This is a genomic window from Komarekiella delphini-convector SJRDD-AB1 (assembly GCF_014831675.1).
Classification (GTDB): domain Bacteria; phylum Cyanobacteriota; class Cyanobacteriia; order Cyanobacteriales; family Nostocaceae; genus Komarekiella.
Genome location: NZ_VJXY01000007.1, coordinates 159177 through 186176, shown reverse-complemented (window position 1 = coordinate 186176; position 27000 = coordinate 159177). Strand labels below are relative to the sequence as shown.

The window sequence follows — 27000 nt, the reverse complement described above, 5'->3', positions numbered from 1 at the left end:
CATATCTCACAAATTTGATAGATTAATTATACCTTGTGCAAGTAGAATGATTTTCTGCTGTCAACCATACTTTACGTTTATTAAAAGCAATGGTCAATCCTTTTATGCAGGTATCATCTTTAATACCTCAACTTTAGATCTGAATCCTTACCCTTCTTGCTTATTCTGGATCTTCATCAATTACTGCACTGCGATCAAGTAGCAGTAAGTTGCGGAGTTGATCTGTATCAAGTTCTGTCAGCCATTCTTCACCTGCACCTACAACTTGTTCAGCCAGTTGTTTTTTACTTTCAATCATGTCATGAATTCTCTCTTCTAAAGTGCCAGTACAGACAAATTTATGTACTTGCACATTGCGGGTTTGACCAATACGAAATACTCGGTCTGTAGCTTGATTTTCCACGGCTGGATTCCACCATCTATCAAAGTGAAATACATGATTGGCTCGTGTTAAATTCAGGCCCACTCCACCTGCTTTTAGTGAAAGAATCATAATCGGTGGCCCTTGGGGATCGTGTTGAAAACGGTCAATCATTTCCTCACGTTGTTTTTTACTGGTGCTGCCATATAAAAAGAATATTTCTCGTCCCAGTTGTTTTTCTAGATGAGGTTTGAGTAACTTCCCCCACTCAGCAAATTGAGTGAATATTAAAGCGCGTCCTGCTTTAGCAGCGCCGTAAGCATCGCCTTCTGCTAAAACCTCTTCTAGCATTTCTTCTAGCCGCAGAAGTTTAGCTGAATTATGTTGCTCCAATGTAGCTTGTTTTAAATATTGGGCTGGGTGATTGCAAATTTGCTTGAGCTTGATTAATAAAGCCAAAATCATTCCCCGTCGTTGCAATCCTTCAGACGATTCAATCTCTGCTAAAGATTCTTCTACAACTTTTTGATAAAGCGTAGCTTGTTCAGCAGTTAGACCACAAAATACTGTCATTTCTTGCTTATCAGGCAAGTCTTGAATAATTTCGCGATCGCTTTTCAGACGGCGCAGAATAAACGGTTGAACTAATGCACGTAACTGACTCAAAGAAGCGGTATCACCATACTTTTCAATTGGCATAGCAAACCGTCGCTGAAAAAATTGTCGCTTACCCAAATACCCAGGATTGAGGAAATCTAAAATTGACCACAATTCTTGCAATCTATTTTCTACTGGTGTACCTGTCAAAGCAACACGGAACTTAGCCTCTAATTGCCTCACAGCTTGTGACTGCTTCGCATCTGGATTTTTGACATTCTGCGCTTCATCTAAAACAATTGTTTGCCAAGGAATGCTCTGTAATGACTTGATATCTCGATGAATCAGTGAATAACTAGTAATAACTAAATCGTGCTTTTTCACTACTTCGACAAAGGCTTTTCCTTTGGGTCGTTTATCCCCGTGATACTGCAAAACTTTTAGGGTAGGGGCGAATTTTTTAACTTCCCTTTCCCAGTTTCCTAAAACAGAAGTCGGACAAACTAGTAAAGTTGGATTTTCTAGCGCATCTTGTTCTTTGAGATGTAGAAGAAAGGCGATAAACTGAATAGTCTTACCCAATCCCATATCGTCGGCGAGACACGCGCCCAAACCCCAACGTTCCAAGAAAGCCAGCCAAGCAGCACCTCGTTCTTGATACGGTCGCAACTGTCCCTGAAAGCCGGTTGGTGTGGGCAAAGGTGCGTAGGCGTAGCCCGTCGTAGACATTGCCTGATTATTGGTCAGCGCCCCAATTAACTCTTGCAATGCTCCAGATGCCTCAAAACTGACCACTGGCAGCTTTTCAATAACTTGAGTATCCCCAGTACTGAGACGCAAAGCATCTTCTAAAGAAAGCGCCATTTGGTCTTTGCGAGAGGCGAAAAAGGCTTGGGCTGTCTTGATGTCTTGGGAACGCAACTCCACCCACTCGCCATTGATTTCTACAAGTGGACTATTCAATGCCACAAGTCTATCAAACTCGGCTTTAGAAATAGTCTGTCCGCCAATTCCCAATTGCCATTGAAAATTTAATAGACTCTGTAACCCTAAACTTTCCTGCTTTTTCTTAGGAGTCTCAGCAGTAATTTTCAAACCCAAACGGTTCGCCCATCCTTCGCGGTTTGCTAAACTGGGAGGCAAAATCACGCCCAAACCACTATCTTCTAGTCTCCAAGCCACAGACTTAATAAACTCATACGCCTGTATGGGACTCAGACGACAAGATTGGGGATATTCAGTTTCTAAGCTGGGTGCAAGTACGGGATACAATCTTGAAGCTAATCCCAAACCCCGCAAAAATGTTTCTTGAGGTTGGTCAATTGTCCGATTTTCGTAAACCAACTGCTCAACTGGATTGTTCCAAATCGTTGCTGCATCCACCAAAAACTCTGGATTGTCAGCCGCTTGAAGGAAATATGCCAATATCCAATCTGTTTCTCCAGGCTCCGGGGAACGCAGTTGAAAACAGGTGCGAAATAAAGTTTTCAGAGTCAGTTGGTATTGTAGCGGCATAGTCCAAGCCTTGAGTGCCGCTTCCAGCCGTTCGACTCCAACTGCATCTGTGTTGACTGTATCAGATGCACTAGTTAAAGATTGCAACCACTGTCGCACCGCAGACGGTAGAGATGCCATTACTTTTGCTTCAACGATGGGTTGAGAACCTACCATTTCTCGTACTTGGGCATCTATTGTACTGTTGAGAAATCCCAGCAATAATTCTTGAGGTTTGGTGGGTAAGTCCACTGCTAGGTGAGAAGATGAGGAAGATATTGCTTCCCCGTCTCCTTGATAAATGCGACAAGCTAATGGCATCTTTACCGAAAATCTTTCTAGGCGGGTTCCGTCTACAGCACTATCTAAAAGTACTTGCCACTTCGCAGCGATAGAATCATCAGATTGGCGTTGGATAGTTGGTAAAAACTTACAACGCGAGATTAAATCTAAACTCCAGCGAGCGACTTGCGACCAAAAACGTAAATCTCCTCCCAAAAAGGCATCTTCTCCATTAGCAGCATTTAAAGGAACAGAAGTGAGAAATTTCATTGCTGCGGTGGGATTGAGACAAAAACCCTCAACTCGCCACGGTTGTAAGTATTGTGGGGATTGTGTTTCAAAGTCTACTGTGGCAGAGGCAGAATGTACTGGGATTAATACTGTTCCCTCCCTAGTCTCTGAAATATAAGTCACTAAAGAAATTATTTGGGAGTGCGTTGGCATTATCTCAGCAGTATTCGCGCCTTTGCGGGTTCGCCCAGTAGTCGTTAAAGCAACTTGCGGTTGCTGCGTTTTAGTAATTGTAATGTTATGCAAATCACCAAAAGTGATGCTTGGCGTAGCTTGCTTCCCCGTAGGAGTACGTAACCACTCGCTTAACTCAACTGGTGTCATTGCCAATGGATGTGATGGCACACTTGGCGATGAACTCAACTCAAAATTTACTCGCGAGGATCGCCATGTTTCGCCCCAAATAAATAAACAACTACTTTGATTTTTTAGTAACCAACTACCGTGTAAAATCGCCATTTGCTAACTACTCAGATTTTCGCCAAACTTCAGCATTAACTAATTATTGCTGTTTTAAAAAAAAAATATTGAATTACAAATTCAATATAATTAACACATTAAATCAATGAGACGTCCTAAACATTAAACAAAAGAAAATTCCTATTTATAAAATTTTAAAGCAGGAAACAACACTAGAACTAGATTATATGCATTCTCCAGAGCAGAAGTCCGTAAGGATATTACTAAAGGTTGTAATTATTAAAGGTAAAATATATTCCCAATCCAACCCTCTTTGAGACAGAATTTACAGCTTATTAATTGAGTCAGGATACGTTGGTTATTAGGATATCTGTTCAGGACGTTACACACAAGCCAAAAGAAGTATTGGGGGCGTTTAATTTAAAACCAAACTTTCCTAGTCAGTGCAGCTATATTTGCAACGCTGATTTTATTGTACAACCTACCGGGGTCAGAGTATAGGACGCTTTATAGGATAACGCTCTTGATAGCAGCTAGCTTTGACTACGAGGCAGTGATGTTTGATTTTGCCTTAGAAACTAATATACCTTCAATTACACTTTGGCAGTCGTTAGGATTTAATCTTATTGGGTATATTCCGCGTTTAGCAAAGCTAAGCGATGGACAGGTCGATAGATAGCCTGATCTTGTATAGGACTTTGCATGGAAAGACTTGTTTATCTTTGTGTGTAACGGAAGTCAGCCATAGGGCATAAATGTTAGGATTGCCACAGAGAGAGAATAGCGAAAGAGAAGGAAAAAAAACTGAATGGCAGAAGTTGATAAGTCAATATCCTTCGATGGAAGGGATATTCGACTGAAGGTCGGCCTATTAGCTCCCCAGGCTGGTGGGTCAGTTTTAATACAATCGGGGGACACAGCTGTATTGGTGACGGCTACGCGATCGCAAGCCAGAGAAGGCATTGATTTTCTTCCCCTCACAGTAGATTACGAAGAAAGGCTATATGCCGCTGGTAGGATTCCCGGAGGAATTATGCGACGGGAAGGTCGTCCACCAGAAAAAACAATTCTCACCAGCCGTCTTATAGATCGTCCCCTGCGTCCTCTATTCCCTTCATGGTTACGGGATGACCTGCAAATTATTGCGTTAACACTATCGATGGATGAGCTAGTACCACCCGATGTGCTAGCAGTTACAGGTGCTTCAATTGCTACCCTGATTGCTCAAATTCCCTTTAATGGGCCAATGGCGGCAGTGCGGGTTGGCTTAGTAGGAGATGATTTCATTATTAATCCCACCTATGCAGAAATTGAAGCCGGAGATTTGGATTTAGTTGTAGCAGGTTCACCACATGGCGTGATCATGGTGGAAGCGGGAGCGAACCAGTTACCAGAGCGGGATATTATCGAGGCGATTGATTTTGGCTACGAAGCAGTGCGAGACTTAATCAAGGCACAGCAAGATTTAGTAGCAGAACTGGGTTTGGTAATAGTGCAAGAAGCACCACCAGAAGTAGACCAAACGCTGGAAAACTACATCAACGATCGCGCTAGCAGCGAGATTAAGAAAATCCTAGCGCAATTTGAATTCACTAAACCCGAACGCGATGCAGCTTTGGATGTTGTAAAGGATACAATTGCAACTGCGATCGCCGAATTACCAGAAGAAGACCCAATTCGAGTTGCTGCAACCGCAAACAGCAAAGCACTTGGTAATACTTTTAAAGACATTACCAAGAAGTTTATGCGCCGACAAATCATCGAAGATAATGTCCGCGTTGATGGTCGCAAACTTGATGAAGTACGTCCGGTTTCTTGTTTAGTTGGTGTTTTACCAAAGCGAGTTCACGGCAGTGGGTTATTTAACCGCGGACTAACTCAGGTATTATCCACTTGTACTCTGGGTACACCGGGTGATGCCCAAAATCTTAACGATGACATGCAGTTAGATCAACAAAAGCGTTATCTGCATCATTACAACTTCCCGCCTTTTTCAGTGGGAGAAACCAAACCGATGCGTGCGCCAGGAAGACGTGAAATTGGTCACGGGGCATTAGCAGAGCGATCGCTACTACCTGTGCTACCGTCAAAGGAACAATTTCCCTACGTGATCCGCATCGTCTCGGAAGTACTTTCCTCTAACGGTTCCACCTCAATGGGTTCAGTGTGCGGTTCCACCCTTGCCCTAATGGATGCTGGTGTGCCAATTCTCAAACCCGTCAGTGGCGCAGCAATGGGTCTGATTAAGGAAGGGGATGAAGTACGAGTCCTGACTGACATTCAAGGCATCGAAGACTTCTTAGGCGACATGGATTTCAAAGTTGCCGGTACTGATGCCGGGATTACCGCCTTGCAGATGGATATGAAAATCTCCGGTCTGTCGTTGGACGTTATTTCCCAAGCCGTCCACCAAGCCAAATCAGCCAGGTTGCACATTTTAGAGAAAATGCTCGCCTGCATTGACGGGCCCCGCACTGAAACCTCACCCTATGCCCCACGTCTATTAACAATCAAGATTGATTCAGACATGATTGGTCTGGTTATTGGGCCTGGAGGCAAGACTATCAAGGGTATTACTGAGGAAACTGGTGCTAAGATTGACATCGAAGATGACGGCACTGTGACGATTTCCGCAGTGGATGAGAGCAAGGCAAAAAGAGCGCGTAACATCATCCAAGGCATGACCCGCAAGCTACATGAAGGGGATGTCTACGTAGGACGAGTAACTCGGATTATACCAATAGGTGCATTTGTGGAATTTCTGCCTGGAAAAGAAGGCATGATCCACATTTCTCAATTAGCTGACTACCGTGTTGGCAAAGTTGAGGATGAAGTAGCAGTTGGAGATGAAGTGATTGTCAAAGTGCGCGAAATTGACAATAAAGGTCGGATTAATCTCACACGTTTGGGTATCCACCCAGATCAAGCAGCAGCAGCGCGAGAAGCTGCGGCGGTGAATCGTTAAAGCGATTTGGGATTTTAAATCAAATCTAAAATCCGCGATGCCTACGGCAAAGGCATCGCTATATGCTTCTTAAATCAGTTGTCTAGATTAGTAAAAAAAGGAGCCGAACGACTAAAGTCACGCGCCACTTCCTCTACTTAGGGAAACCCCAAGACCGGAGTGGCTTGGCTACCTGAACAAATTCTCTATCCGTTAATACTCGATTTTGTGTTCATACTACCTGAAAGCTAAAACTGAGACTTGCCCAATTATTCACATCCAAGATATATGAGTCAGTAGCTATATTATTCATCTCGGCTTTGACTGCGCTAGCGTTATGCAAGTCTTGTAGCAAGGCTTGTGAAACTTCTAAAGGATTCAGTAACGTGCTAATTAGTAGCTGTTGGTCAGCTGTGGAATACTTAGCTGTATCCAAAGCGGCGAAAGTTTCGCTCAAGGGAGTAGTACTGAGGATTAGTTGTTGTTCACAAAAGAAGGCTGGCCCTGAAATTACCCAATCAGATGCAACAGTAGTATGGGGTAAGGTGAGAGTTTCGCCGGGGGTGATAATCACTTGTGTGAGCAAGGGTTTAGTATCTGGATTATTTGGTTCTGGAGTGGCTTGCCAAGGGTAGAAGGCAACTGCTGTCCGATTATTCTTTAATCCCACTAAGATTAAATATAGTGGGCGATCGCCTAGGTTTTGCACTCGATACTGCATTCGACTACCAATAGGAACTGTAGGAATGCTGGGTGATTTGCTAATGGATTTTTCCGAACTGAGAGTTCGCAATGTTTGCCTCTGCATAATCACGCGAGGCGATATGTTATTAATTATTTCTAAGGTTGCCTTGACTGCTAAGCCAGAAGAACCTGCATTCTCTGTGAGTCGCCATAACTTGGCTGCGAGTAAGGTTTTAAATTTCGGTGCTAACCTTTGCACAGCGACTTTCACAGCTTCCCCGGCTTCTCCAGCAGTGTTAAGAATTAGCTCACCACCAAGAGAAAATAGACCATAGCGACTGGGTGTTTGCTCTAGCTTACCAAGCACATAGTCAGCTGGTTGTTCTCTGGCGACAACACTGGAAACGCGGGGAATGGTAGCAGCAAAGGCGCTTGTAGCATCTACCCGTTCAATTCTTTCTAATTCAGTGTCTAGAGCTATCGTTAAATCAATATTTCTAGGTAAAACCCGAATTGCTTCCTGAACAAGTTGCCCTTGTAGGGGGATTGTAGCATCAATGCTGGAGATATGGGCTTTGGCTGTTAACCCAGTACGCGATCGCAATATTAACTGTTCTCCCGTTGACAATGTTAGGCGAGAATTAACTCCGTAATATTCCAGCACTTGTGGAGGTAGTCCTGCTAACCACAGATGGACTGTTTTCCCATCTTCTTCAACTGCTGTCACCGCTCCTTGAGCACCAATGGTAATCTCTGGGAGGAAATTCTCAGCTAAGACTCCCTGGGAATTTTTCTTGTCATTAACTAATGCTGGCTGTTGCTTGCTACCCAGTTTGTATAGAGAACTTTCTACATTAGAGAGAATGAATTGAATTGTTGTGGCTGGGGTGGATTCCCACAAGTGTTGTGTCAAAGCGTAGGTAAATAACCCAGCGCTAAAATCAGAAAATACTCCTTCCCTTGCCAACTGTTTTGGATCTGAGGTAGCGGATAGGACTAAAGTATTTGGACTGAGTGAGGTTTTAGTTTTGAGTTGTTTGAGAAAGTCGAGTTCCGCGGCTGCTAACTGTGCATCTACTGACTCTTTACGAGCACGAATTCTCGATCCGCTCTCGGCTGTACCAGGAGCATCATAGCTAGTATCCAATACTGCCGTTACTCTGTTTGTAGGGAGCGATCGCAACAATAATAATACAGTTTCTTCTAATAAATAGTTGACTATTTTCTCATCTTGTGAAATTTTATTCTCACTAGCTGGTACAAGAGCATTTTGTCCCGCCGCATCTAGCGATGTACCGCTCACACGAGTGCCGTAGCCACTAAAGTGGAAGATAACCACATCACCAAGTTTAGCTTGTCCCAAGTGATCTAGAAAAGCCGCCTCAATGAATTCCCGGCTAGCTTGTTCCTCAGTTAACGTCAGAATATCTGAGGCTTGGAAACCAAAACGGTGCATCAACAGTTCTCTTTGCAGTTCCACATCAGTCAAACAACCACTCAGGGCTGAATGTGGATATTGATTGATGCCTATTAATAATGCCAACTTACGTGAACTGGGTTGTGCTAGGGCTTGGTAATAGCGATTTCCCAAGGTCAACCACTCAGCCTCAGTTATCCCCAATACCGCCAGTATTGAGCCAATTGTGTGTAAAAACGTCCGCCGCTTCATAAATTAGCTATCAGCTCTCAGCCCATCAGCTAGCAGCTTAATAGGCTGAACTCTGTAGTGTAAAGTATTTGCAATTTATCCTAAACCGATACTTGTGTACGCATTGCTCGCGCCAACTCTGTCGCTACTTCAGGACGGGAAAATTCAGGTGGAGGTAACTCACCCCGACGCAGCATTTCCCGAACTTTTGTTCCTGACAGGTGAACCCGCTCCTCTGGTTTGCTGGGACTGGTTTTAGTCGTTGCCATCTGCTTGGTGCGTGTACAGTAGAAAGCATGTTCAAATTTCATCGGCACAATACCCAATTCATCAGACGCAAACTCTTCAAAGATGTATTGAGCATCGTAAGTGCCGTAATAATCGCCAACGCCAGCATGATCTCGTCCAACGATAAAGTGAGTACAGCCGTAGTTTTTGCGGACTAAAGCATGGAATATTGCCTCACGAGGCCCAGCATAACGCATTGCCGCTGGATTAATTGCCAAAATCACCCGGTCTGAGGGGTAGTAGTGTTCCAGCAAAATTTCGTAGCAACGCATCCGCACATCAGCCGGAATATCATCTTCTTTAGTCGCTCCAACTAACGGGTGTAAAAATAAACCATCTACAGTTTCTAAAGCGCATTTTTGAATATATTCATGAGCGCGGTGGATGGGGTTGCGAGTTTGAAAACCAACAATCGTTTTCCAGCCTTTATCTTTAAACATTTGCCGTGAGGCAGCAGGATCTATTTGGTAGGTGGGAAACTGGGAATGGGCGTCGCGTTGCAATAACCAAATATCTCCTGCAAGATTTACAGAGCCTTGGTTATAGACTACCTGGACACCAGGATGTTTGGCATCGTCAGTACGGTAGACATTTATGGCTTCGCGGTTTTTGTCGTAGTGATATTTTTGTGTAAGCTGCAAAACCCCAATAAACTCGCCACTGGAGTTATCTAGACGAATCAAGCCGCCTTCCTTCAAAGGAGAAGCTACTTCTTCTGTCACCGAAAGTGTAATCGGTATTGACCACACAAGACCGTTCGCTAACCGCATTTGGGTGACTACGCGATCGTAGTCTTCCTGGTTCATAAAACCCGTGAGTGGGCTAAAACCGCCGATCGCTATCATTTCTACATCAGAAACAGCTCGCTCATCAAGTTGCACTCGTGGCAAAAAGTCGGCTTTTGACAGAAATTCTGTCCTTTGTTCTGGTGTGGCGATCCGGTTAACCAACTCTCCACCGTGGGGGGTAATGGCATCTGGATGGTGACTCAACGTAATCCCCTCTTTGCGTTAACTGCTATTGTTTCAAACTATGTACTAACTTATCAAAATGCAGGTACAGGGAGAAAAAGAGTTTAGGGAATGAAGGAAAATTTTTACAGCTAGCCTCTAAGCGATCTGATTAGGTTAGGCTAAAGCTAATCCAGCCTCAAGCTTCAGAATAGTTCCTTTATTTGGAATTGCTTATGACTGCTGTATCCCCCGTTGTTAAACCTGTTAGCCAAATGCGGCTAGCGCCTGGTAGTACAGTAAATATCCAAGATATAAGTTGGGAGGAATTTGAGGTTATTTTGCAAGAACTGGGGGAAAAGCGATCGCTACGAGTTGCTTACAGCAAGTCTACGTTAGAAATTATAGTTCCTCTACCTGAACACAAAAAATCAAAGGACTTAATTTCGGATATTGTCAAAATCTTGCTGAAGATTGCAGGGAAAAGTTATGAACCCTTCGGTTCAACCACCTTCAAGCGGGAAAATACAGCGGGGGTAGAACCAGATGCTTGCTTTTACATCCAGAATTACCAAAGAATGATTGGTCGTCGCAAACTAGAACGAGATGATCCGCCTCCTGATTTGGCAATTGAAACAGATGTAACATCAAAAACAATTCTTGATGCTTACGAAGCGATCGCAGTTCTAGAACTATGAATTTACGATAGTAAAAAGCTGAGGATTTATTTACTCAGGGATGGACATTACATCGAATCTGATCACAGTCCTAACTTTCCAAATATCCCTTTGACTCAAATTATTGCCGCTACAGTTGAACGAGCTTGGCAATTAGGAACCGTACAAGCTTAGAAAGAGTTTGAAGAGGCATTGATAGAAGTAATTTTTGATTTTATTCGGTTATTTTAGGGCTGAAAGCTTTTAATCTATATTCCAAAACTATTTTGTATGCATTTAAGAAGTGTTCTTCAAGAGGTCTATCAGATTTTTTATGCTCGCCGATTATTGGTTGCAAGTCACTATCACTCAAATAGTTGATGAATATCAACCAAGCTAGTAAATGAGGTGTAGTCTGCACCATTTTACTATTCATGCTCTGAGCAGCTAATTTCCTTGCTCTAGTATCGTCTGTTAGAAAAGCTTGACGAGTTTTTTTTGCAAAAACAATAGATGCTAGTTCCCCTTTATCTTTTTTCTTTCTTACCTGGATAACTTCTACATCTTGAAGGTCTTCAATAGTTAAATGATAATATTTGATTGTTCCATTTTTGTATTCATGGCGAAAACGATTTTGCAATTCTATTTCTGCCTGTTTCTGATTTTTACGTGGCTTATACAGGCACTCATAATAAACAAAATATGTACAACAGAATAGGCATCCAGCATTATTAGCTGTTGTATACAAAAGTTGAGAGGAAAGAATATTCCAAATAGCGCAAGTATCTATAACGTTATATTTATGAAAATTTGATGGATCAATCTCCATACCTAATAGTTCTCCCGTAGATACTTGCTATTTCTGTTAATTCATATTTGCTAATTAGAAGCATTTCCGCTACTCTACCAGCTGAAACAAAACCCTGTTCATACACGTCAAAGCAAAGCCCAACATAGAAATTTGATAAACCTCTTTTTAGTAGCTCCTTCCGACGTTGGCTAGAAACGGATGAGAGGCTTTCAGGCAGTTCTGGATCAACTTTCAAATGTCTTGGTACTCTCACGGCTTTTATTTGTATTTCCACATCTTTAGATATGAAATTTGCACTTTTTAAGGCATTAGCTAATGCTTCTGTACTGACCTTAAGTTTATTTGCCCATTCAATAGCTTTTTCAGTATTCCAACTTCGATAATCTGGAATCTTCTGTAGAAATTCTGGCGGCATTAAATAATTGGATGCAAAGTTATTAGCTCTTACTTCAACTAAATTCTTTTTGTCTGTTTTCAAAGAAATAACAAATTCCTGATCATCATCCAAAATACCATGAGCCGATTCATGAGCAGCAGTAAACCTCTGCCTATAAATATCTTCGCTGTAGTTCACTAATATGCACTTGCCTGCTGTGGGATGTTTGATAAATAAACCAGAGATGTTTGAGTTACCCAACTGGCGACGAAAAATATGAAACCCTAAAGATCGAAAATCTTCATAAACATCCATGCGAATTGCATTAGAGGCATACCCTAAATGTTTTCTGAGTGCCTTTGCCGCCTCTTTTCCATGTCTTATGTAATAGTTACCTCTTTTAATAAAGCTAAAAGGCTTATAAATATGTGTTGAAACCAGTTTTAATAGAAAATCTTCACACTCACATAAGAATAAAAATTCTTGTACTGCCCATCGGTCTTCTTTTGAAAATTCCTCTCCATATCTTCGGAACAAAGTTTCTGTTTGATCAAATGAAGCTACTCGCTCGTTGGAAATAAAAAACTGGTAATCACACAGGTAATAGTCAGCAAATATCAAAACTTCATCACCTGTTGGTTGCCTTTCTCCATTTTCCAAAGCAACCAGAATGTTTTCGGGAATGCCTGTGGCTATTGTGACTTCTACAAGAGACTTTTCAAATTGCTCCCGGCATCTTCTGAGTTTGGAGCTAAACAGAGCAAGGTCAAAAGACATAGCACAGACAGCCTTGGAACTTTAATTTGTAACATTCCTTGCTGGACTTGTGCATGGAATAGTGCCGTAAATAATAGCACGAGTATCGTAATAGATACAAAGTTAAATGTCAATTCTACGCAGTATTAGCAATAAAATACCCCTCCTTGTTGGTGGGAAGGGGCTTTTTTGGCAAGTTCTAAAACTAGGGGAAGGTTGAACTAAAACTGTTCAATAATTCCGCCACCCAGCACTTTTTCCCCGTCGTACCATACCGCAGCTTGTCCGGGGGTGATGCTGAACTGGGGTTCATCAAACACTAAACGGACGCGGGAGTTTTCCAGGGGAATCACCGTAACTGGTGTAGGCGTTGAACGATAACGAATTTGTACTTCGGCGTGAATTGGGGTGGATGGTTCGGCGATGGATACCCAGTTTACTCGTCCTACAGTGCATTCTGGCTGAGTTACCTTGGTGCGATCGCCCACAACTACTTTATTATTAACCGCATCTAATTCAATCACATACAGCGGTTCCGGGGCAGCAATTCCCAACCCTTTGCGCTGTCCAATGGTGTAATGATGAACACCATCGTGCTGTCCTAAAACTTTGCCTGTGGCATCCACAATATCGCCTGTTTTGGGGGCAAGATACTTATCTAGAAATGCCCGCATGGAACCATTGCTCTCCACTAGGCATAAGTCCTGACTTTCTGGCTTATCAGCGGTTTTTAGTCCATATTCAGCAGCAATACGGCGCGTATCAGCTTTTTCCAGTTCGCCCAAAGGAAATATGCTAGCTGCGAGTAAATCTTGAGACAAATCATAGAGAAAGTATGATTGGTCTTTGTTGCGGTCAACTGCCCTTAACAACTGATAACGCCCACTAGCTTGATCATAGTTAATTTGAGCATAATGACCTGTAGCAATGCGATCGCATCCCAATTCTTCACGAGCATATTGCACCATTGGCCCAAACTTCACCGTTTTATTGCACTGAGAGCAAGGCAAAGGCGTGATCCCAGCACTATAACCAGCCACTAGGTAATCGACAATATGTGTTTGAAAAACATCCCGAATATCAACAACCTGATGAGGAACGCCCAGTTGTTCACAGATATCAGCCGCGTCGATCATACCTTCAGAGCAACACTGACCTTTGCCTTTCATTAGCCAAAGAGTCAAACCAATCACTTCATAGCCCTGATGGTGCAGGATAGCAGCGGCGGTGGAACTGTCAACGCCACCCGAAAGACCAACGACGACTTTTTTCATAACCCTAAATCTTGTTAGGCTACTGGGATTCAAACCCATGCAATACAACAACCTTATGGCAAAATTTTAACTTTATCCAACTTTCTATCTGTGGTTTTTATGCAATCAAGGCAACGCCATGTTTACAGAACTCGTGGTTGCAACTAATAGCAATCTACACTTTAGAAAGTGCTTGCTCCTTTCCGGTATTTGTAATGGTGACGCTATACTCGGCGTACGAGAAGAGGCTTTTCATCCAAGCACCACACGGAAGCTACGTGATAGTCAAATTGTAGCATACACCTCTTCAAAGCCTTACTATAAAAGCACTTCAGTTTATGAACAACCGAATCAGCGAGCAATAAATAGTAGGGGAAGCAGGGGAGAATGATTTGTAATAGGACTTACACAAGAACTCTCTGAAACTCTTATTCCTTTGTGTCCTTCTCTACGTTCGCGTAGCGTGTCGTAGACAAACGCTACGCGAATGCGTCCTTTGCGGTAGCCTGCGGCAAGCCGCTCCGCGTCTACGTTTATTCAGATTTCGCGTAAATCCTGTGTAATTTCGTATAAATCAAGATTCGTGAACGAGCCTTTTATACTGGTGAACGAGTCTTTGATATTCACGCACAAGCCTTTGATATTCGCGCACGAGTCTTTGATATTCACGCACAAGTCTTTGATATTCACGCACAAGCCTTTGATATTCGCGCACGAATCTTTGATATTCGCGCACGAGCCTTTGATATTCGCGCACCAGCCTTTGATATTCGCGCACCAGCCTTTGATATTCACGCACCAGCCTTTGATATTCACGCACAAGCCTTTGATATTCACGCACAAGCCTTTTATACAAACCTTGCCCCTCTACCCCTCTACCCCTCTACCCCTCTACCCCTCTACCCCTCTGCCCCCCTTCCCCTACCCTCTAATTGCCACGTAAATGAGCTAATTTTACGCAAACACTATATAGTTGCTACAACGGCGAACTAATTAGTTGCTGTAGGAAATTGCCTAGAAATGTTGTGACTATTTTGTGACTATTATGTCGAGTGCAATACCAAGTCAATTTATCCGCTTTCAGATGCTACTCCAAAGCTATAAGCGCTGGCGTCCGGCGCACAGACTTCTCTATTTATTTGTGGGAGGATGGTTAGCGCTGACCCCCCACTCTACTCCAGCACAAGCACAAATCCACAACAGCCGTGTTTTGCTGGCTCAACAAGGGGTAATTGAAACTTTACCACCACCGCCAGATCTTCAACCGATTCCTTATGGTCAGCAGCCATTACCGCAGCTAGAACCAGTACAACCAGTAGTTTATCAGTATGAGCAAGACTTTCAGCCTCTCCAACCAGCACAGGCTAATCAATATAGCCAGAATTTTGAGCGTTATTTAGTATATGTTGATAGCAATGATCCCCGGACACTTGAACAAATACGTCTGATTGAACCCAGAGCTTATATCCGCCAGTACCAAGGACGTACCGTAATCCAGTCAGGAGTTTTTAGCAGAGCGTCTAACGCTCAACAACGAGTCAGAGAACTGAAATCATACGGCATCAATAGCGCCCGAATTGTTAGCTTTGCTGATGGACAGGAAGTAACTACTTCCTCCTCCTTTAGAGGCGATTCTGGTAGAGACAATTCTAGAAGGGAAGAGTCTAGATACTATGTCGCCATTCCCGCCAAAGCTGAAGAATTAGCCGGAATTGCCTCCCGAATTAGGCAGAACCTAGGACAAAATGGCGGTGTATTTGAAAGGCTCAAGCCACGAGGGCCACACGTAGCAGTCGGCCCTTTCTCTGAGCGTTTCCAAGCAGAGGAATGGAATAAGTATTTACGAGATTATTTGGGATACGGTGATGCTAGGGTTTACTACGGAAAGTAAATAAGTGCTGAGTATCGAGTGCTGAGTGCTGAGTATCGAGTTAAAAGTTAAAAGTTAGAAGTTAATTAAAAACCTAAAACTTACAACTCACTACTTATGACTCAGCAATGGGGACTGATGCAAGACAGGCAAGAACAAATTTCGCAAGTGGTCGTTACTGCTGAGCAAATGCGCGATATTGAGGAGCGTATCTTTACAGCAGGAATGCCTGTAGTGGCTTTAATGGAAAAGGTAGCGGGGTTAATTGCGCGTCGCATTCAAGCGCTGATCCCTTTTTCTGTAAAAGAGAAATCTCGTGTAGGAATTTTAGTCGGCCCCGGTCATAATGGGGGAGATGCTTTGGTAGTAGCCCGTGAATTACACTTTCGCGGGTATGAAGTCTGGATATATTCTTCTTTCTCGAAGCTCAAAGAATTAACTTCACAGCACTTGCAGTATGCCCAAAGTTTAGGCATCCCGGTTTATCAAACCATTGCACAACTACCAAATGCTGATTTTTTGATTGATGGATTATTTGGATTTGGTTTAGAAAGAACGCTCACAGATCCCATCGCCTCTGCAATTAATCAGCTAAATGAATTTTCTGTACCAATCATTAGTATTGATTTGCCGTCGGGTTTACACACCGATACAGGTGAGGTGTTAGGAACAGCTATTTGTGCTACTCACACGTTTTGTTTAGGTTTGTGGAAGCTGGCTTTTTTGCAAGATCAAGCTTTAGATTATCTCGGCAAAGTTGAGTTAATCGATTTTGATATTCCTTTGGCTGACGTGCAAGCTGTTCTAGGCGATACACCCAGAATTAAACGCATTACACCAGCAACGGCACTTTCCACGCTTCCCTTACCTCGTCCACCAGTGACTCACAAGTATAAGGAAGGACATTTACTGCTAATTTGTGGTTCACGCCGCTATGCTGGTGGAGCAATTTTAACTGGTTTGGGTGCGCGGGCAAGTGGTGTGGGAATGCTTTCAATTGCCGTACCCGAATCCCTGAAACCTCTTTTAGTGTCACATTTGCCAGAAGCGTTGATTGTCGGTTGTCCAGAGACGGAAAGCGGAGCCATCGCTCACCTAAAACTCCCAGAAAACACCGATTTGAGTTCTTTTAATGCGATCGCCTGTGGCCCCGGTTTAACACGAGATGCTACCCCGATTGTCCAAGCAGTTATAGAAAGCGATGGCTCCGCCAACGCCAAAGGCGAACGCCCTTTACTTCTCGATGCTGATGGTTTAAACATTCTGGCACAAATGGGAACGATCCCTACTTTACAAAAGCGCCAAGCAGTGACGGTACTTACACCCCACACTGGAGAATTTCAGCGATTGTTTCCTGATGTCGCCGATGCCAAAAAAGACAGGGTGAAAGCAGTACAGGAAGCAGCATCCCAAAGTGGTGCGGTAGTATTGTTGAAAGGAGCAAGAACTGCGATCGCAAATCCTCAAGGTGCAGTTTGGATTAACCCAGAAAGTACCCCAGCTTTAGCCCGTGGCGGTAGTGGCGACGTATTAACTGGGCTACTAAGTGGATTATTGGCGCAAGCGGCGACTAAACAAATTCCAGTAGAAGATATTGTTGCAACTGCTGCTTGGTGGCATTCACAAACAGGTATTTTAGCAGCCCAAGAACGTACCGAGTTAGGTGTCGATGCGTTCACATTGACTCAGTACTTAATGAAAGTCCTAAGTAAAGTAAAACGACTGTAGAGACGTTGCAATGCAACGTCTCTACCAAATATAATGATTTTTTTCACTTTGAGTTTCTTTACAACCCGTTAGCTTCAGCTCCCACCTAGATTTAAAATTCATGCAGACAAAGGACTTACGTAGGCGATCGCTTGATGTCTATTCCCCCAATTAGTGAATTTACTATCCGTCGTAATGCCAACGCTAAATCTTTCCAGCGAGGCGAGGCATACTACGAGTCTGGTGCTGTCAATGTAGTTACCCAACGTGGTCATCTGCTTCAGGCAGAAGTTGAAGGTAATGAAGCTAAGTCTTATCGCGTCAGCTTGAATTTCGATAGCAGCGAGTTGCTCTCAGTCAACTGCACTTGTGCTTACAACTTTGACGGCTGGTGTAAGCACATTGTGGCGACAATGCTCGTCTGTGCGCGTCAAGCAGAAAATATTGAGCAACGCCCCACCCTAGAACAACTACTTGATCGCTTGGATCATGTCCAAACTCAAAGGCTGCTACAAGAATTGGTAGCAGAATATCCGCCACTGATTGAGGTAATTGACCGTCATGTCAGCTGGATGACAAGTCCGGCTCCTCAGCAAAAAACCACAAAACCCGTGCGCTATAGTGCCATTGATCCGGCTCCCTTTAGGCGACAAGTGCGGCAGATTCTCCGCGATGCGGTGCGCTATTTTGAGGAGGGATGTGAAGAAGACCCTCTTTGTGAGGAGTTGTTGAGTGTAGTAGAAACTGCTGTCGATTTTAGCGAACGGGGAGAAGGCAATAATGCGATCGCTATTTTGGAAGCAATTACCTCTACTTGTGTAGAAAATTGGGATGATGTGGCAGAATACGGCGCTGACAACGATGAGATTGCTAGAGAATTAAATGATGCCTGGTGTGAGGCAATTCTCACTGCTGAACTCTCCCTAGAAGAAAAAGTTGACGTTCAAGTAAATTTGGAAGCATGGCAAGATGAGTGGAATGCTGATTTTGCCATGAGTTTAGAGGCTTTGCGACAAGATTGGGATTACCCGCCACTAGTGAAAATTCTCCAGGGAACCACCGACATCGGAGTTTGGGAAGGAGAAATACCAGACTACGCTGATGATTTGGCACTAATTCGCCTGAAAATTCTTGAGCGTCAGGAACGTTATCAAGAATACTTGTATTTGGCGCAAGCGGCAGGACAAAACCAACAATATCTAACAATGTTGGGGCAGTTAGGTCGAGTGGAAGAAGCAATTGAAGCCGCTCAAACCCAGATGAATTCAATGGAAGAAGCTTTTGCGTTAGCGAAAACACTCAGCGGGCAAGGAGCATTACAGCAAGCACTAAATATTGCCCAAAGTGGATTAAATTTACCAGGTAATTGTCAGTACCATTTAGGGATTTGGACAAGTGAATTAGCAGAGGAGTTGGATAATGATGAAGCTGCTTTATTAGCAATTCAGACTGCTTTCCAAGCCAAGCCATCCTTTTTTGACTACCAAAAGATAGAAGAATTAGCTGGGGAAAATTGGGAAATTATCAAAACAGACCTGTTGCAGCTCATCCGTAGCTATGAAGGCTGGGGAACGGAATCAATAAAGGTAGATATTTTCTTATATGAGGAATTAATTGATGATGCTATTGCGATCGCCAGTGAACTCAATTCCTATTATTCTGAGCTAATTCATCGGGTGATGAACGCTGCTATCTCTCACAATCCTAGCTGGGTAATTGCCAATGCCCGTCGCCGTGCCGAGAAGATTATGGATGCAGGCAAGGCAGAATATTATAAAGAGGCAATTGAGTGGCTGAAAAAAGCACGCGCCGCCTACTTAGAATCTGGGAAGAAGGCTGACTGGTTAAGCTATCGAGATGAGTTGATGCAAACCCACGCCCGTAAGCGTAAATTAATTGGAATGTTTAATGAACAGGGTATGAAGTAAGAGTATGTTTGAAAAGTCCTCTTTTCAGTAGCAAAATCTTTCAGATCCTCCTAAATCCACGCCACTTGCTCCACTTGGGGAAACCCCAAGACCGCAGTGGCTCCCCTTAAAAAGGGGGACTATGATTCCGGTTCCCCCCCTTAAAAAGGGGGGTTAGGGGGGATCAATAAGTGCAAAGATACAGCCAAACACTTTTCAAACAACCTCTAAGAGTATTACATCTGATCATTGCTTGAAAAACAATAGCAGCGATCGCTCTCCAAAACATCGAACAGAAAGAGGCTTTTCTAGCAAAATATATCAGTAACTACACAATCTTTCTCTATGAAAACTTTCATCTCTTGTGTTGTTTTACTTGGGTTTGATACCACTTTATTGATTGGCAATCCAAGTACTGCAAAATATGACATATCGTCAATTAATCAGAATAGTCTCGTTGCTGCTGAAACTATTAGTAGCGAAGAATTCATAGCTAGAGGTACCGAACCTTTTTGGAGCGTTACTGTCAGCAAAAGTGGAATTATCTACTCTTCGCCAGATACAAAAAGGCTAACTTTCCCGTACGTAGTACCTTTGAAAGCAGAGGGGCGTCCTGTAGACCTAGTGAGAGTGTATCAGCTTAGAAGTAATGGTAACAATTTATTAATCATCAATAAAGTTAACGATTGTAGTGACGGTATGTCAGACAAAAATTATCCCTACTCAGCAACTTTCATTCTGAAAAATAAGGTTTTTGAAGGTTGCGCTGAAAAAAAATCATCAAATTAATTATCTATTTTTACCAAATTATTCCTGATAATTGCTTTCTATCTCTTCGGTATCATTAGATAAGTCAATTTTTGGATCAACTTTTGCTTTTTGATCAGCAGCTAAAGTCAGCCCATCTTTCAAATTTATAGAAGAGTATTTACTCAATCCAATTCGCTGTGCACTATAAATCCCGTTGTGTCCTGAAAAAAGGTAGCTGACTACACAGCCAATACTAATAAATAGCCCAGATTCTATACCGAAAAGTTCAATTCCCATTAAGGTAGATGCCAAAGGCGTATTTGCTGCACCTGCAAATACACCGACAAATCCCATCCCTGCTAATAGGGGTGCAGGTAATGCCAAAAGCAACGACAAAGCATTACCTAATGTTGCACCAATAAAAAATAGAGGAGTTACTTCTCCTCCCTTAAAACCTGCTCCTAAAGTGAGAGTAGTAAAACCGAATTTGGCGGCAAAATCCCAGGGAGGTAGCTGAGTATAGAAAGAATTAACGATAGTTGGGATACCAAGCCCAATATACTTGGTTGTGCCACTCAACCCAACAATTACTGCTATGAACACACCGCCTATAAAAGGACGCATTGGAGGATATAATATTTTTGCTTTAAAAAAGTGACTAATTTTGTGAGTTGCTTGAGCAAAGAGCTTAGCTATAATTCCAAAGATTACACCTGCGGCGATCGCAGATATCAGCCCCCAAATTGTAATCGTCGGTATAAACGGAGCATGTCGGTAATCTGTATGATGCAGACCAAATAGTAAAGTCACTTGATTCCCGATGATCGCTGCAATTAAAGCAGGAAAAAGGGCATCATAATGAAGTTTTCCAATCGCTAAAACTTCCAAACCGAAAACAGTTCCAGCTAAGGGTGTACCAAAAACTGAAGCAAATCCTCCACTTATACCTATTGTTAACAGAATTCGCCGATTTGCCCCTTGAAAGCGCAAAATTTTAGTCAATTGATCTGCCAGAGAAGCACCCATTTGTAATGCTGTACCTTCACGCCCAGCTGAACCACCAAACAGATGGGTGATAATTGTTCCTAACAAAACTAAAGGAGCCATGCGACAGGGAATAATCTCTTTAGGATTATGAATTTCTTCGAGTAACAGATTATTTCCGGCTTCTACAGTCTGACCATACCGATGGTAAATCCAACCGCTCAAGAAACCACCAAGTGGTAATAAGGCGATGATCCAGCGATGAGATTCTCGTAACTGAGTTGCCCATTCCAATGAAGCTAGAAGCGCTGCGGAAGCAGTTCCGGCAAGAATGCCAACCACAAAAGAAATTGGCAACCACTTAATTAGGTGAGGTAATACAATGAATAGTTCAAACTGACGAAGATATTTCATATGAAAATCCCTGATACTCTTCGGTCAGACAATTTTAGATTTTAGATTTTGCGGTAAGTCTGTAGCTTGCTTTTCTACGGAACGCTACGCGAACCCGTAGGGTACGGAGACTTCCGACGCTCCTATGTTGCTCTAAGCGTTGACCAAGACCGCCGCAGCGAAAAGTTCTACTCATCTTCACTTGTCACTGCATCGTTAATTTCCAATACTATCAAGCTGAACAGATTTACTCAATTGATTCTGGCGCAATTGAATTTACTGTTAACCAGATTTACCACCTAACTAAAATATCTGGCGCACAATGGAAAATTGACAATGTTCCTCAAGTCTTATCTCATCCCTGTACCTGACTTTGCAAAGTTACTGTTAAGTTTTGGACAAGGTATTGTAAAGATACGTAAATGAAACACAATAATAAAATATTCTTAAATACGTCATACGCTAGTAAAAAATTAACACAGCATTACTTTTGTCAATTTTTAATTATTCTAAAGATTGAGGAAAAAATTAAAAATTAAATTCACCTTAATACTGTGTTTTCGTAGATGGAATATGTGAGGTGTTTAAATATTACAAAATATCTCATAAGTGCCTCTATAAAACTGTGTTTTGATCTCAATTTTTCTCCATACTAATACGATTACTTATTGTTTGAAGCGTAATTATTCATTTATCAGTAATGCACACAAAAAAAATGGGTTTTAATTTTATTTCTAGTGTCAAAGAAAAATTATCTATGGCTACTGTCGCATTGGTATTGCTTGCTTTTGAAGCAGTGCTATCTTCAGACCGAGCACAAGCAGCCATAATCACTTCGACCTTACCAGAATTCAGCGGTGAACTCTTTGATGAAAGCGCACCATTTCCTCTGCCTGCGGTTACGGTTGGTACATTTTTGTATAAAATTCCTTCAGGCGAACAGATTGTATCCGCAACTATTAGTGGTACTTTCGGTAACTCAGATGTTCCCAATAGTTCAGGCTTGAATCTCTTATTAGATGGACTACAGGTGGCGCAGTGTATTAGATTCGCTGACTGTTATTATAATCAGCGTCCAGAACAATTTAATTTCACTTTTTCTCCTGTAGATTTATCCTTTTTGAAAGATGGATCAGCATTAGTTACAGCAATTCAGACATCAGAATCTATTATTCGTCTGGGATCAACAACTTTGATACTAGAAACGGTTCCTGAACCTTTAACTATCTTGGGTTCGTTGACTGCTGCTGGCTTTGGTGTGGCTTTGCGTTGCAAACAAAAGCAGCAATCAAAAGATATCACTAAAGCTTAGGTTAACAACTTCAATTGATATGACATCTGCGTTTGCATAAAAAAGCAGTTGCAAAATCTACAGTAATAGCCACAATGGTTCTCTATCGTACACACTCAACAATGGAGAACCGAGTGCGTAAACGTAGCCCGTCGTAGACATCGCTGCTACTGTCTTAACAGGATATCTGCGAGAACTGCGTTTTGAAAAGACTGAGCGTCAGGGTCAGAAAATCTCTAAACTGCTAGTTAGCATTTAAGCAAATCCACTCTATATTTCATTATTGAAAGTAACTACTATAATCACTTGTCCAAAAGTATATTAGCCGCAGTAGCTAGTTTAACTCCAGAACAACTTTACTTGCTCTTGATATTACCAAGCTCAATGCTTATTTAAAATCTATAGTAACCAGCCAATAAAGTGTAGTTTCAGGCAACTGGCTGCCCAATACCAAATTCTATGATTGAACAAACAACAGCGATCGCAATTTTTGATATTGATGGTGTTGTCCGTGATGTCAGTGGCTCCTATCGCCGGGCGATCGCAGATACCGTAGAATACTTTACTAACCAAGGGTATCGCCCGACACCATTAGACATTGACAAGTTAAAATCTGAAGGTATCTGGAATAACGATTGGGAAGCATCTCAGGAATTAATTTACCGTTATTTTGAAAATCAAGGGCAAACTCGCGAGCAACTGCAACTTGACTACAACAAAATTGTTACCTTTTTTCAATCCCGTTACCGAGGCGAAAATCCCGACAATTGGACAGGGTATATCTGTAATGAACCCCTATTATTACAACTTAGCTACTTAGAGCAACTTACACAAGCCGGGATTGCTTGGGGATTTTTCAGCGGTGCAACTCGTGGTTCTGCTAACTATGTTTTAGAAAAACGCCTTGGTTTGCAGTCTCCAGTATTAATTGCGATGGAGGATGCACCAGGTAAACCAGACCCCACTGGACTTTTAGCCACCGTTCGTCAGTTGGAGAATGGACTGGAGACGACATCAGCAATCATCTACGTAGGGGATACGGTAGCTGATATGTACACCGTAAAGAAAGCACGAGAATTAGATTCATCTCGGACTTGGATTGGTGTAGGAGTATTACCACCCCATGTGCAGGAAACAGCAGCACGAGGTGATGCTTATGCTCAGACACTAATAGCAGCAGGAGCGGCATTAGTTTTGAGTAATGTGCAGGAATTGACCCCAGAGCAGATTCAGGAATTGGTAAGCTAATCTCCACCCTCGCTGTAGAATATCGGTCAAACTGTTTTGAGCGGTTGTAAGGTGTGGGGTGTGGCGAAAAAAGTTAAGCTGAGCCCAGAACCGCTATATTGAACTGTAGTGCATTTCATCCTACTTTTCTGAAACCTTGAGTTTGAACACACCGTCAATATTTCAGCCATCAGTTATCCTAAATTACTCCAGATTGGATATTTTATATCTGGATAGACAACTAGACATAATTGAAATACAAGTCGAAATTTGAAATCCCAAATTACTATGATGCCCTGCTATCAATTGTCTAAATCACAGATGCGTCGCTTTGGATTAGCCTTCATGCTACCAGCTGCACTCCTAGGCGCGATCGCTATCCCCACCCACAACGTGCAAACCGCTACAGCTCAAACACCTGCAAGTAACCGTCCCCTCACCATCCGCTCTGATGTACAAGAATATGATGCCAAAACTCAAGTAATCACGGCTCGTGGTAATGTGCAAATGTTGTATCCGTCTCGTCAGCTTCAAGCAACATCTGCTCAAGCACAGTACTTTAGTAAAGAACGCCGAATTGATTTCAGTGGCAACGTATATATTTTGCAACAAGGCGGCAATAGTATGCGAGCAGAGAAAGTTAGCTATCTAATTGACGAAGGGCGATTTGTTGCCTTACCTCAAGCCAACCGTCAAGTAGAGTCTATATATATGGTGCAGGAAACAGATGAGGGCGGTCAAGCTGGTACGCCTGCTCCAACAACACCAGCTTTAAAGCGTTCTAATTAGCATCGATCACCAAAAAAGGGCGCATCTAGTGTGAAAATTGTTTTAGAAAATATTCACAAATCCTACGGTAAACGAGTAATTATCAATCGCGTCAACCTTTCTGTTGCTCAAGGCGAAGTCGTTGGTTTACTAGGCCCTAATGGAGCTGGTAAAACGACTTCTTTTTATATTGCAACAGGTTTAGAAAAACCCAATCAGGGAAAAGTTTGGCTCGATAATCTAGATATTACTAGCTTGCCCATGCATAGAAGGGCACGCTTAGGCATTGGTTATCTAGCACAAGAAGCAAGTGTTTTTCGCCAACTCTCGGTGCGGGATAATATTCTCTTAGTACTAGAGCAAACTAATGTGCCACGATGGGAATGGTCAAAGCGAGTAAAAACTTTACTGCGAGAGTTTCGCTTGGAAAAATTAGCTAATAGTAAAGGAATTCAACTTTCTGGTGGTGAACGTCGGCGGACGGAATTAGCCAGGGCGCTTGCTGCTGGGAGAGAGGGGCCGAAATTTTTATTATTGGATGAACCATTTGCGGGAGTTGACCCCATAGCAGTCTCAGAAATTCAGCAAATTGTAGCGCAACTGCGCGATCGCGGCATGGGTATCTTAATTACCGATCACAATGTCCGCGAAACCCTCGCCATCACTGATCGCGCCTACATCATGCGTGAGGGGCAAATTCTCGCTTTTGGTACTGCTGACGAACTTTACACTAATCCGCTCGTGCGACAATACTATTTAGGAGATAACTTTCAAGTTTAAATTAATAATTATTAATTTACAGATATAAAAGAATATTTTTTACTTTTTTACTTAACCATCAATCTATAATTTTGCTCCAATTTCTCAGCTAATGATAATTGAATTTAGATACTAAATTACAGTAGAAATGCATTCTTTTGCCAGGGTTGCCGGGATTTAACTTTTCAAGCTGCTTATGATCTCAAAGAAGCTCACATCTTTCTACAACCTCAATTCGCTGCTGCCTTTTACGATCATGGATCGCTATTTGATCAGCGAATTGCTGCCGACGTTTTTGTTTGGTGTCGGAGCTTTTTCATCAATTGGTGTCACAATTGATGCTGTATTTGACTTAGTACGGAAAATCGTAGAAGCTGGGCTACCTGTAGACATTGCCATTCAAGTTTTTTTATTAAAGCTACCAAACTTCATCGTTTTGGCCTTCCCCATGTCCACCTTACTGGCTACTCTGATGACCTACAGTCGTCTTTCTAGCGAAAGTGAATTAATTGCCCTGCGGGGCTGCGGGGTAAGTGTCTATCGCATGGTGCTAACCGCTGTGATGATGAGCTTGGTAGTCACAGGAATGACATTTGTATTTAATGAACACATAGCACCAGCCGCAAATTATCAAGCAGGTCTGACTCTAGATGCAGCTCTCAAATCAGATAAGCCAACTTTTAAGCAACAAAATATTTTCTATCCCGAATACCGTGATGACCCCCAGCCAGATGGTAGTAAGAATAAGATACTGACACGCTTATTTTATGCTGACCAGTTTGATGGTAAGCGTATGAAAGGTTTAACAATTATAGACCGCTCTACAAAAGGTCTGAACCAAATTGTAGTATCAGAATCCGCACAGTGGAATGGCTCTCAAAATGTCTGGGATTTTTACAACGGTACTATCTATTTTGTAGCGCCCGATCGCTCTTATCGCAATATCGTTAGATTTGAACACCAACAACTACAACTACCCCGCACTCCCTTAAGTCTGGCAGAAAAGAGCCGAGACTATGGTGAGATGAATATTGGCGAAGCACTAGACCAACTAGAAGTAGAACTTCTCAGTGGCGATCGGCAAAAAATTCGCAAACTTCAAGTACGTATTCAACAAAAAATCGCCTTACCCTTTGTGTGTGTAGTTTTTGGCTTAGTAGGCGCAGCTATGGGAACCGTACCCCAACGCACCGGAAAAGGGACAAGCTTTGGTATCAGTGTCATAGTTATTTTTTCGTACTACTTAATTTTCTTTATTAGTGGTGCAATGGGACAAGCAGGTATCCTCTCTCCCTTTATGGGAGCTTGGTTGCCCAACTTTATGTTTTTGGGAGTAGGTGTATTTTTATTGATGCGGGTTGCTAAAAGATAAATTACGCCGATTTCAACAAAATGATGCTACCAAAATGGAAGATAAAGGAGCATTAAAAGAAAATTCTACTTTGTCTTCCTCATCTCCCAATACTTCTCAGTTAAAGGGGAAAGGTAAAAGGGGAAGGGTTAAATTCACTCCTCTCTCTTTTACCCTTAACC

At 42.6% G+C, this 27000-nt stretch carries 18 protein-coding genes and 2 pseudogenes; 12 read left to right on the top strand and 8 right to left on the bottom strand.

Annotated elements, in window-relative coordinates:
• Nucleotides 1–160: 160 nt before the first annotated feature.
• Nucleotides 161–3484 (bottom strand): DEAD/DEAH box helicase, encoded by a 3324-nt coding sequence (locus FNW02_RS09230; protein WP_191757247.1) that lies wholly within the window; start codon nt 3482–3484, stop codon nt 161–163.
• A gap of 769 nt (nt 3485–4253) precedes the next feature.
• Here FNW02_RS09230 and FNW02_RS09220 point away from each other — a divergent pair.
• Complete coding sequence (locus FNW02_RS09220) at nt 4254–6410, top strand: polyribonucleotide nucleotidyltransferase (RefSeq protein WP_191757246.1); 2157 nt, start codon at nt 4254–4256, stop codon at nt 6408–6410.
• A 211-nt stretch (nt 6411–6621) separates the two neighbouring features.
• Here FNW02_RS09220 and FNW02_RS09215 read toward each other — a convergent pair whose 3' ends face one another.
• The gene (locus FNW02_RS09215) at nt 6622–8742 is read right to left on the bottom strand and encodes a caspase family protein (RefSeq protein WP_191757245.1); all 2121 of its coding nucleotides are present in this window, start codon (nt 8740–8742) and stop codon (nt 6622–6624) included.
• Nucleotides 8743–8822: 80 nt separating this feature from the next.
• Nucleotides 8823–10001 carry a sulfate adenylyltransferase gene (gene sat, locus FNW02_RS09210; protein ID WP_191757244.1) on the bottom strand — a complete coding sequence of 393 codons (1179 nt, stop codon included), beginning with the start codon at nt 9999–10001 and terminating at the stop codon, nt 8823–8825.
• A gap of 194 nt (nt 10002–10195) precedes the next feature.
• Here sat and FNW02_RS09205 point away from each other — a divergent pair.
• Nucleotides 10196–10810: pseudogene (locus FNW02_RS09205) on the top strand (Uma2 family endonuclease).
• Nucleotides 10811–10850: 40 nt separating this feature from the next.
• On the opposite strand, the gene FNW02_RS09200 reads toward FNW02_RS09205, so the two are convergent.
• The 4 genes from FNW02_RS09200 to FNW02_RS09185 form a co-directional block, all read right to left on the bottom strand.
• The gene (locus FNW02_RS09200) at nt 10851–11444 is read right to left on the bottom strand and encodes a hypothetical protein (protein ID WP_191757243.1); all 594 of its coding nucleotides are present in this window, start codon (nt 11442–11444) and stop codon (nt 10851–10853) included.
• On the bottom strand, nt 11434–12579 hold the full coding sequence (locus FNW02_RS09195; protein WP_191757242.1) for a helix-turn-helix domain-containing protein: 1146 nt from the start codon (nt 12577–12579) through the stop codon (nt 11434–11436). Before FNW02_RS09195 ends, FNW02_RS09200 begins: the two co-directional genes overlap by 11 nt.
• A gap of 200 nt (nt 12580–12779) precedes the next feature.
• A complete protein-coding gene (gene mnmA, locus FNW02_RS09190) occupies nt 12780–13832 on the bottom strand; it encodes a tRNA 2-thiouridine(34) synthase MnmA (protein WP_191757241.1) in 1053 nt (350 codons plus the stop codon).
• Nucleotides 13833–14385: 553 nt separating this feature from the next.
• Nucleotides 14386–14667, bottom strand: a complete 282-nt coding sequence (locus tag FNW02_RS09185; protein ID WP_225225536.1) for a hypothetical protein — start codon at nt 14665–14667, stop codon at nt 14386–14388.
• A 189-nt stretch (nt 14668–14856) separates the two neighbouring features.
• On the opposite strand from FNW02_RS09185, the gene FNW02_RS09180 reads away from it, so the two are divergent.
• The 4 genes from FNW02_RS09180 (at nt 14857) to FNW02_RS09165 (ending at nt 20084) form a co-directional block, all read left to right on the top strand.
• Nucleotides 14857–15702, top strand: a complete 846-nt coding sequence (locus tag FNW02_RS09180) for a hypothetical protein (protein WP_225225535.1) — start codon at nt 14857–14859, stop codon at nt 15700–15702.
• Nucleotides 15703–15819: 117 nt separating this feature from the next.
• Nucleotides 15820–17409 carry an NAD(P)H-hydrate dehydratase gene (locus FNW02_RS09175; RefSeq protein ID WP_191757286.1) on the top strand — a complete coding sequence of 530 codons (1590 nt, stop codon included), beginning with the start codon at nt 15820–15822 and terminating at the stop codon, nt 17407–17409.
• A 134-nt stretch (nt 17410–17543) separates the two neighbouring features.
• The gene (locus FNW02_RS09170; protein ID WP_191757240.1) at nt 17544–19316 is read left to right on the top strand and encodes an SWIM zinc finger family protein; all 1773 of its coding nucleotides are present in this window, start codon (nt 17544–17546) and stop codon (nt 19314–19316) included.
• 324 nt (nt 19317–19640) lie between these two features.
• On the top strand, nt 19641–20084 hold the full coding sequence (locus FNW02_RS09165; RefSeq protein WP_191757239.1) for a COG3650 family protein: 444 nt from the start codon (nt 19641–19643) through the stop codon (nt 20082–20084).
• 18 nt (nt 20085–20102) lie between these two features.
• Here the strand turns inward: FNW02_RS09165 and FNW02_RS09160 are convergent, their stop codons facing one another.
• A complete protein-coding gene (locus FNW02_RS09160; RefSeq protein ID WP_191757238.1) occupies nt 20103–21443 on the bottom strand; it encodes a voltage-gated chloride channel family protein in 1341 nt (446 codons plus the stop codon).
• A 185-nt stretch (nt 21444–21628) separates the two neighbouring features.
• Here FNW02_RS09160 and FNW02_RS09155 point away from each other — a divergent pair.
• The 6 genes and pseudogenes from FNW02_RS09155 to FNW02_RS09130 form a co-directional block, all read left to right on the top strand.
• Nucleotides 21629–21793: pseudogene (locus tag FNW02_RS09155) on the top strand (ISKra4 family transposase); the annotation flags it as partial.
• A gap of 386 nt (nt 21794–22179) precedes the next feature.
• On the top strand, nt 22180–22734 hold the full coding sequence (locus tag FNW02_RS09150) for a PEP-CTERM sorting domain-containing protein (RefSeq protein ID WP_225225534.1): 555 nt from the start codon (nt 22180–22182) through the stop codon (nt 22732–22734).
• 438 nt (nt 22735–23172) lie between these two features.
• On the top strand, nt 23173–23961 hold the full coding sequence (locus tag FNW02_RS09145) for a TIGR01548 family HAD-type hydrolase (protein WP_191757236.1): 789 nt from the start codon (nt 23173–23175) through the stop codon (nt 23959–23961).
• A 267-nt stretch (nt 23962–24228) separates the two neighbouring features.
• Entirely contained in the window at nt 24229–24729 is a 501-nt protein-coding gene (locus FNW02_RS09140) for an LptA/OstA family protein (RefSeq protein WP_191757235.1), read from the top strand.
• A 30-nt stretch (nt 24730–24759) separates the two neighbouring features.
• The gene (gene lptB / locus FNW02_RS09135) at nt 24760–25488 is read left to right on the top strand and encodes an LPS export ABC transporter ATP-binding protein (protein ID WP_191757234.1); all 729 of its coding nucleotides are present in this window, start codon (nt 24760–24762) and stop codon (nt 25486–25488) included.
• 235 nt (nt 25489–25723) lie between these two features.
• Entirely contained in the window at nt 25724–26839 is a 1116-nt protein-coding gene (locus tag FNW02_RS09130) for an LptF/LptG family permease (RefSeq protein ID WP_191757285.1), read from the top strand.
• Nucleotides 26840–27000 lie beyond the last annotated feature (161 nt).

What these genes read in the sequence shown, in the direction of transcription:
- mnmA (WP_191757241.1), bottom strand. Translation starts at nt 13,832, where the DNA reads ATGAAAAAAGTCGTCGTTGGTCTTTCGGGTGGCGTTGACAGTTCCACC.
- FNW02_RS09170 (WP_191757240.1), top strand. Translation starts at nt 17,544, where the DNA reads ATGTCTATTCCCCCAATTAGTGAATTTACTATCCGTCGTAATGCCAAC.
- FNW02_RS09200 (WP_191757243.1), bottom strand. Translation starts at nt 11,444, where the DNA reads ATGGAGATTGATCCATCAAATTTTCATAAATATAACGTTATAGATACT.
- FNW02_RS09195 (WP_191757242.1), bottom strand. Translation starts at nt 12,579, where the DNA reads ATGTCTTTTGACCTTGCTCTGTTTAGCTCCAAACTCAGAAGATGCCGG.
- FNW02_RS09160 (WP_191757238.1), bottom strand. Translation starts at nt 21,443, where the DNA reads ATGAAATATCTTCGTCAGTTTGAACTATTCATTGTATTACCTCACCTA.
- FNW02_RS09165 (WP_191757239.1), top strand. Translation starts at nt 19,641, where the DNA reads ATGAAAACTTTCATCTCTTGTGTTGTTTTACTTGGGTTTGATACCACT.
- FNW02_RS09130 (WP_191757285.1), top strand. Translation starts at nt 25,724, where the DNA reads ATGGATCGCTATTTGATCAGCGAATTGCTGCCGACGTTTTTGTTTGGT.
- FNW02_RS09180 (WP_225225535.1), top strand. Translation starts at nt 14,857, where the DNA reads ATGTCGAGTGCAATACCAAGTCAATTTATCCGCTTTCAGATGCTACTC.
- FNW02_RS09215 (WP_191757245.1), bottom strand. Translation starts at nt 8,742, where the DNA reads ATGAAGCGGCGGACGTTTTTACACACAATTGGCTCAATACTGGCGGTA.
- FNW02_RS09140 (WP_191757235.1), top strand. Translation starts at nt 24,229, where the DNA reads ATGATGCCCTGCTATCAATTGTCTAAATCACAGATGCGTCGCTTTGGA.
- FNW02_RS09145 (WP_191757236.1), top strand. Translation starts at nt 23,173, where the DNA reads ATGATTGAACAAACAACAGCGATCGCAATTTTTGATATTGATGGTGTT.
- FNW02_RS09175 (WP_191757286.1), top strand. Translation starts at nt 15,820, where the DNA reads ATGCAAGACAGGCAAGAACAAATTTCGCAAGTGGTCGTTACTGCTGAG.
- FNW02_RS09150 (WP_225225534.1), top strand. Translation starts at nt 22,180, where the DNA reads ATGGCTACTGTCGCATTGGTATTGCTTGCTTTTGAAGCAGTGCTATCT.
- FNW02_RS09220 (WP_191757246.1), top strand. Translation starts at nt 4,254, where the DNA reads ATGGCAGAAGTTGATAAGTCAATATCCTTCGATGGAAGGGATATTCGA.
- FNW02_RS09230 (WP_191757247.1), bottom strand. Translation starts at nt 3,484, where the DNA reads ATGGCGATTTTACACGGTAGTTGGTTACTAAAAAATCAAAGTAGTTGT.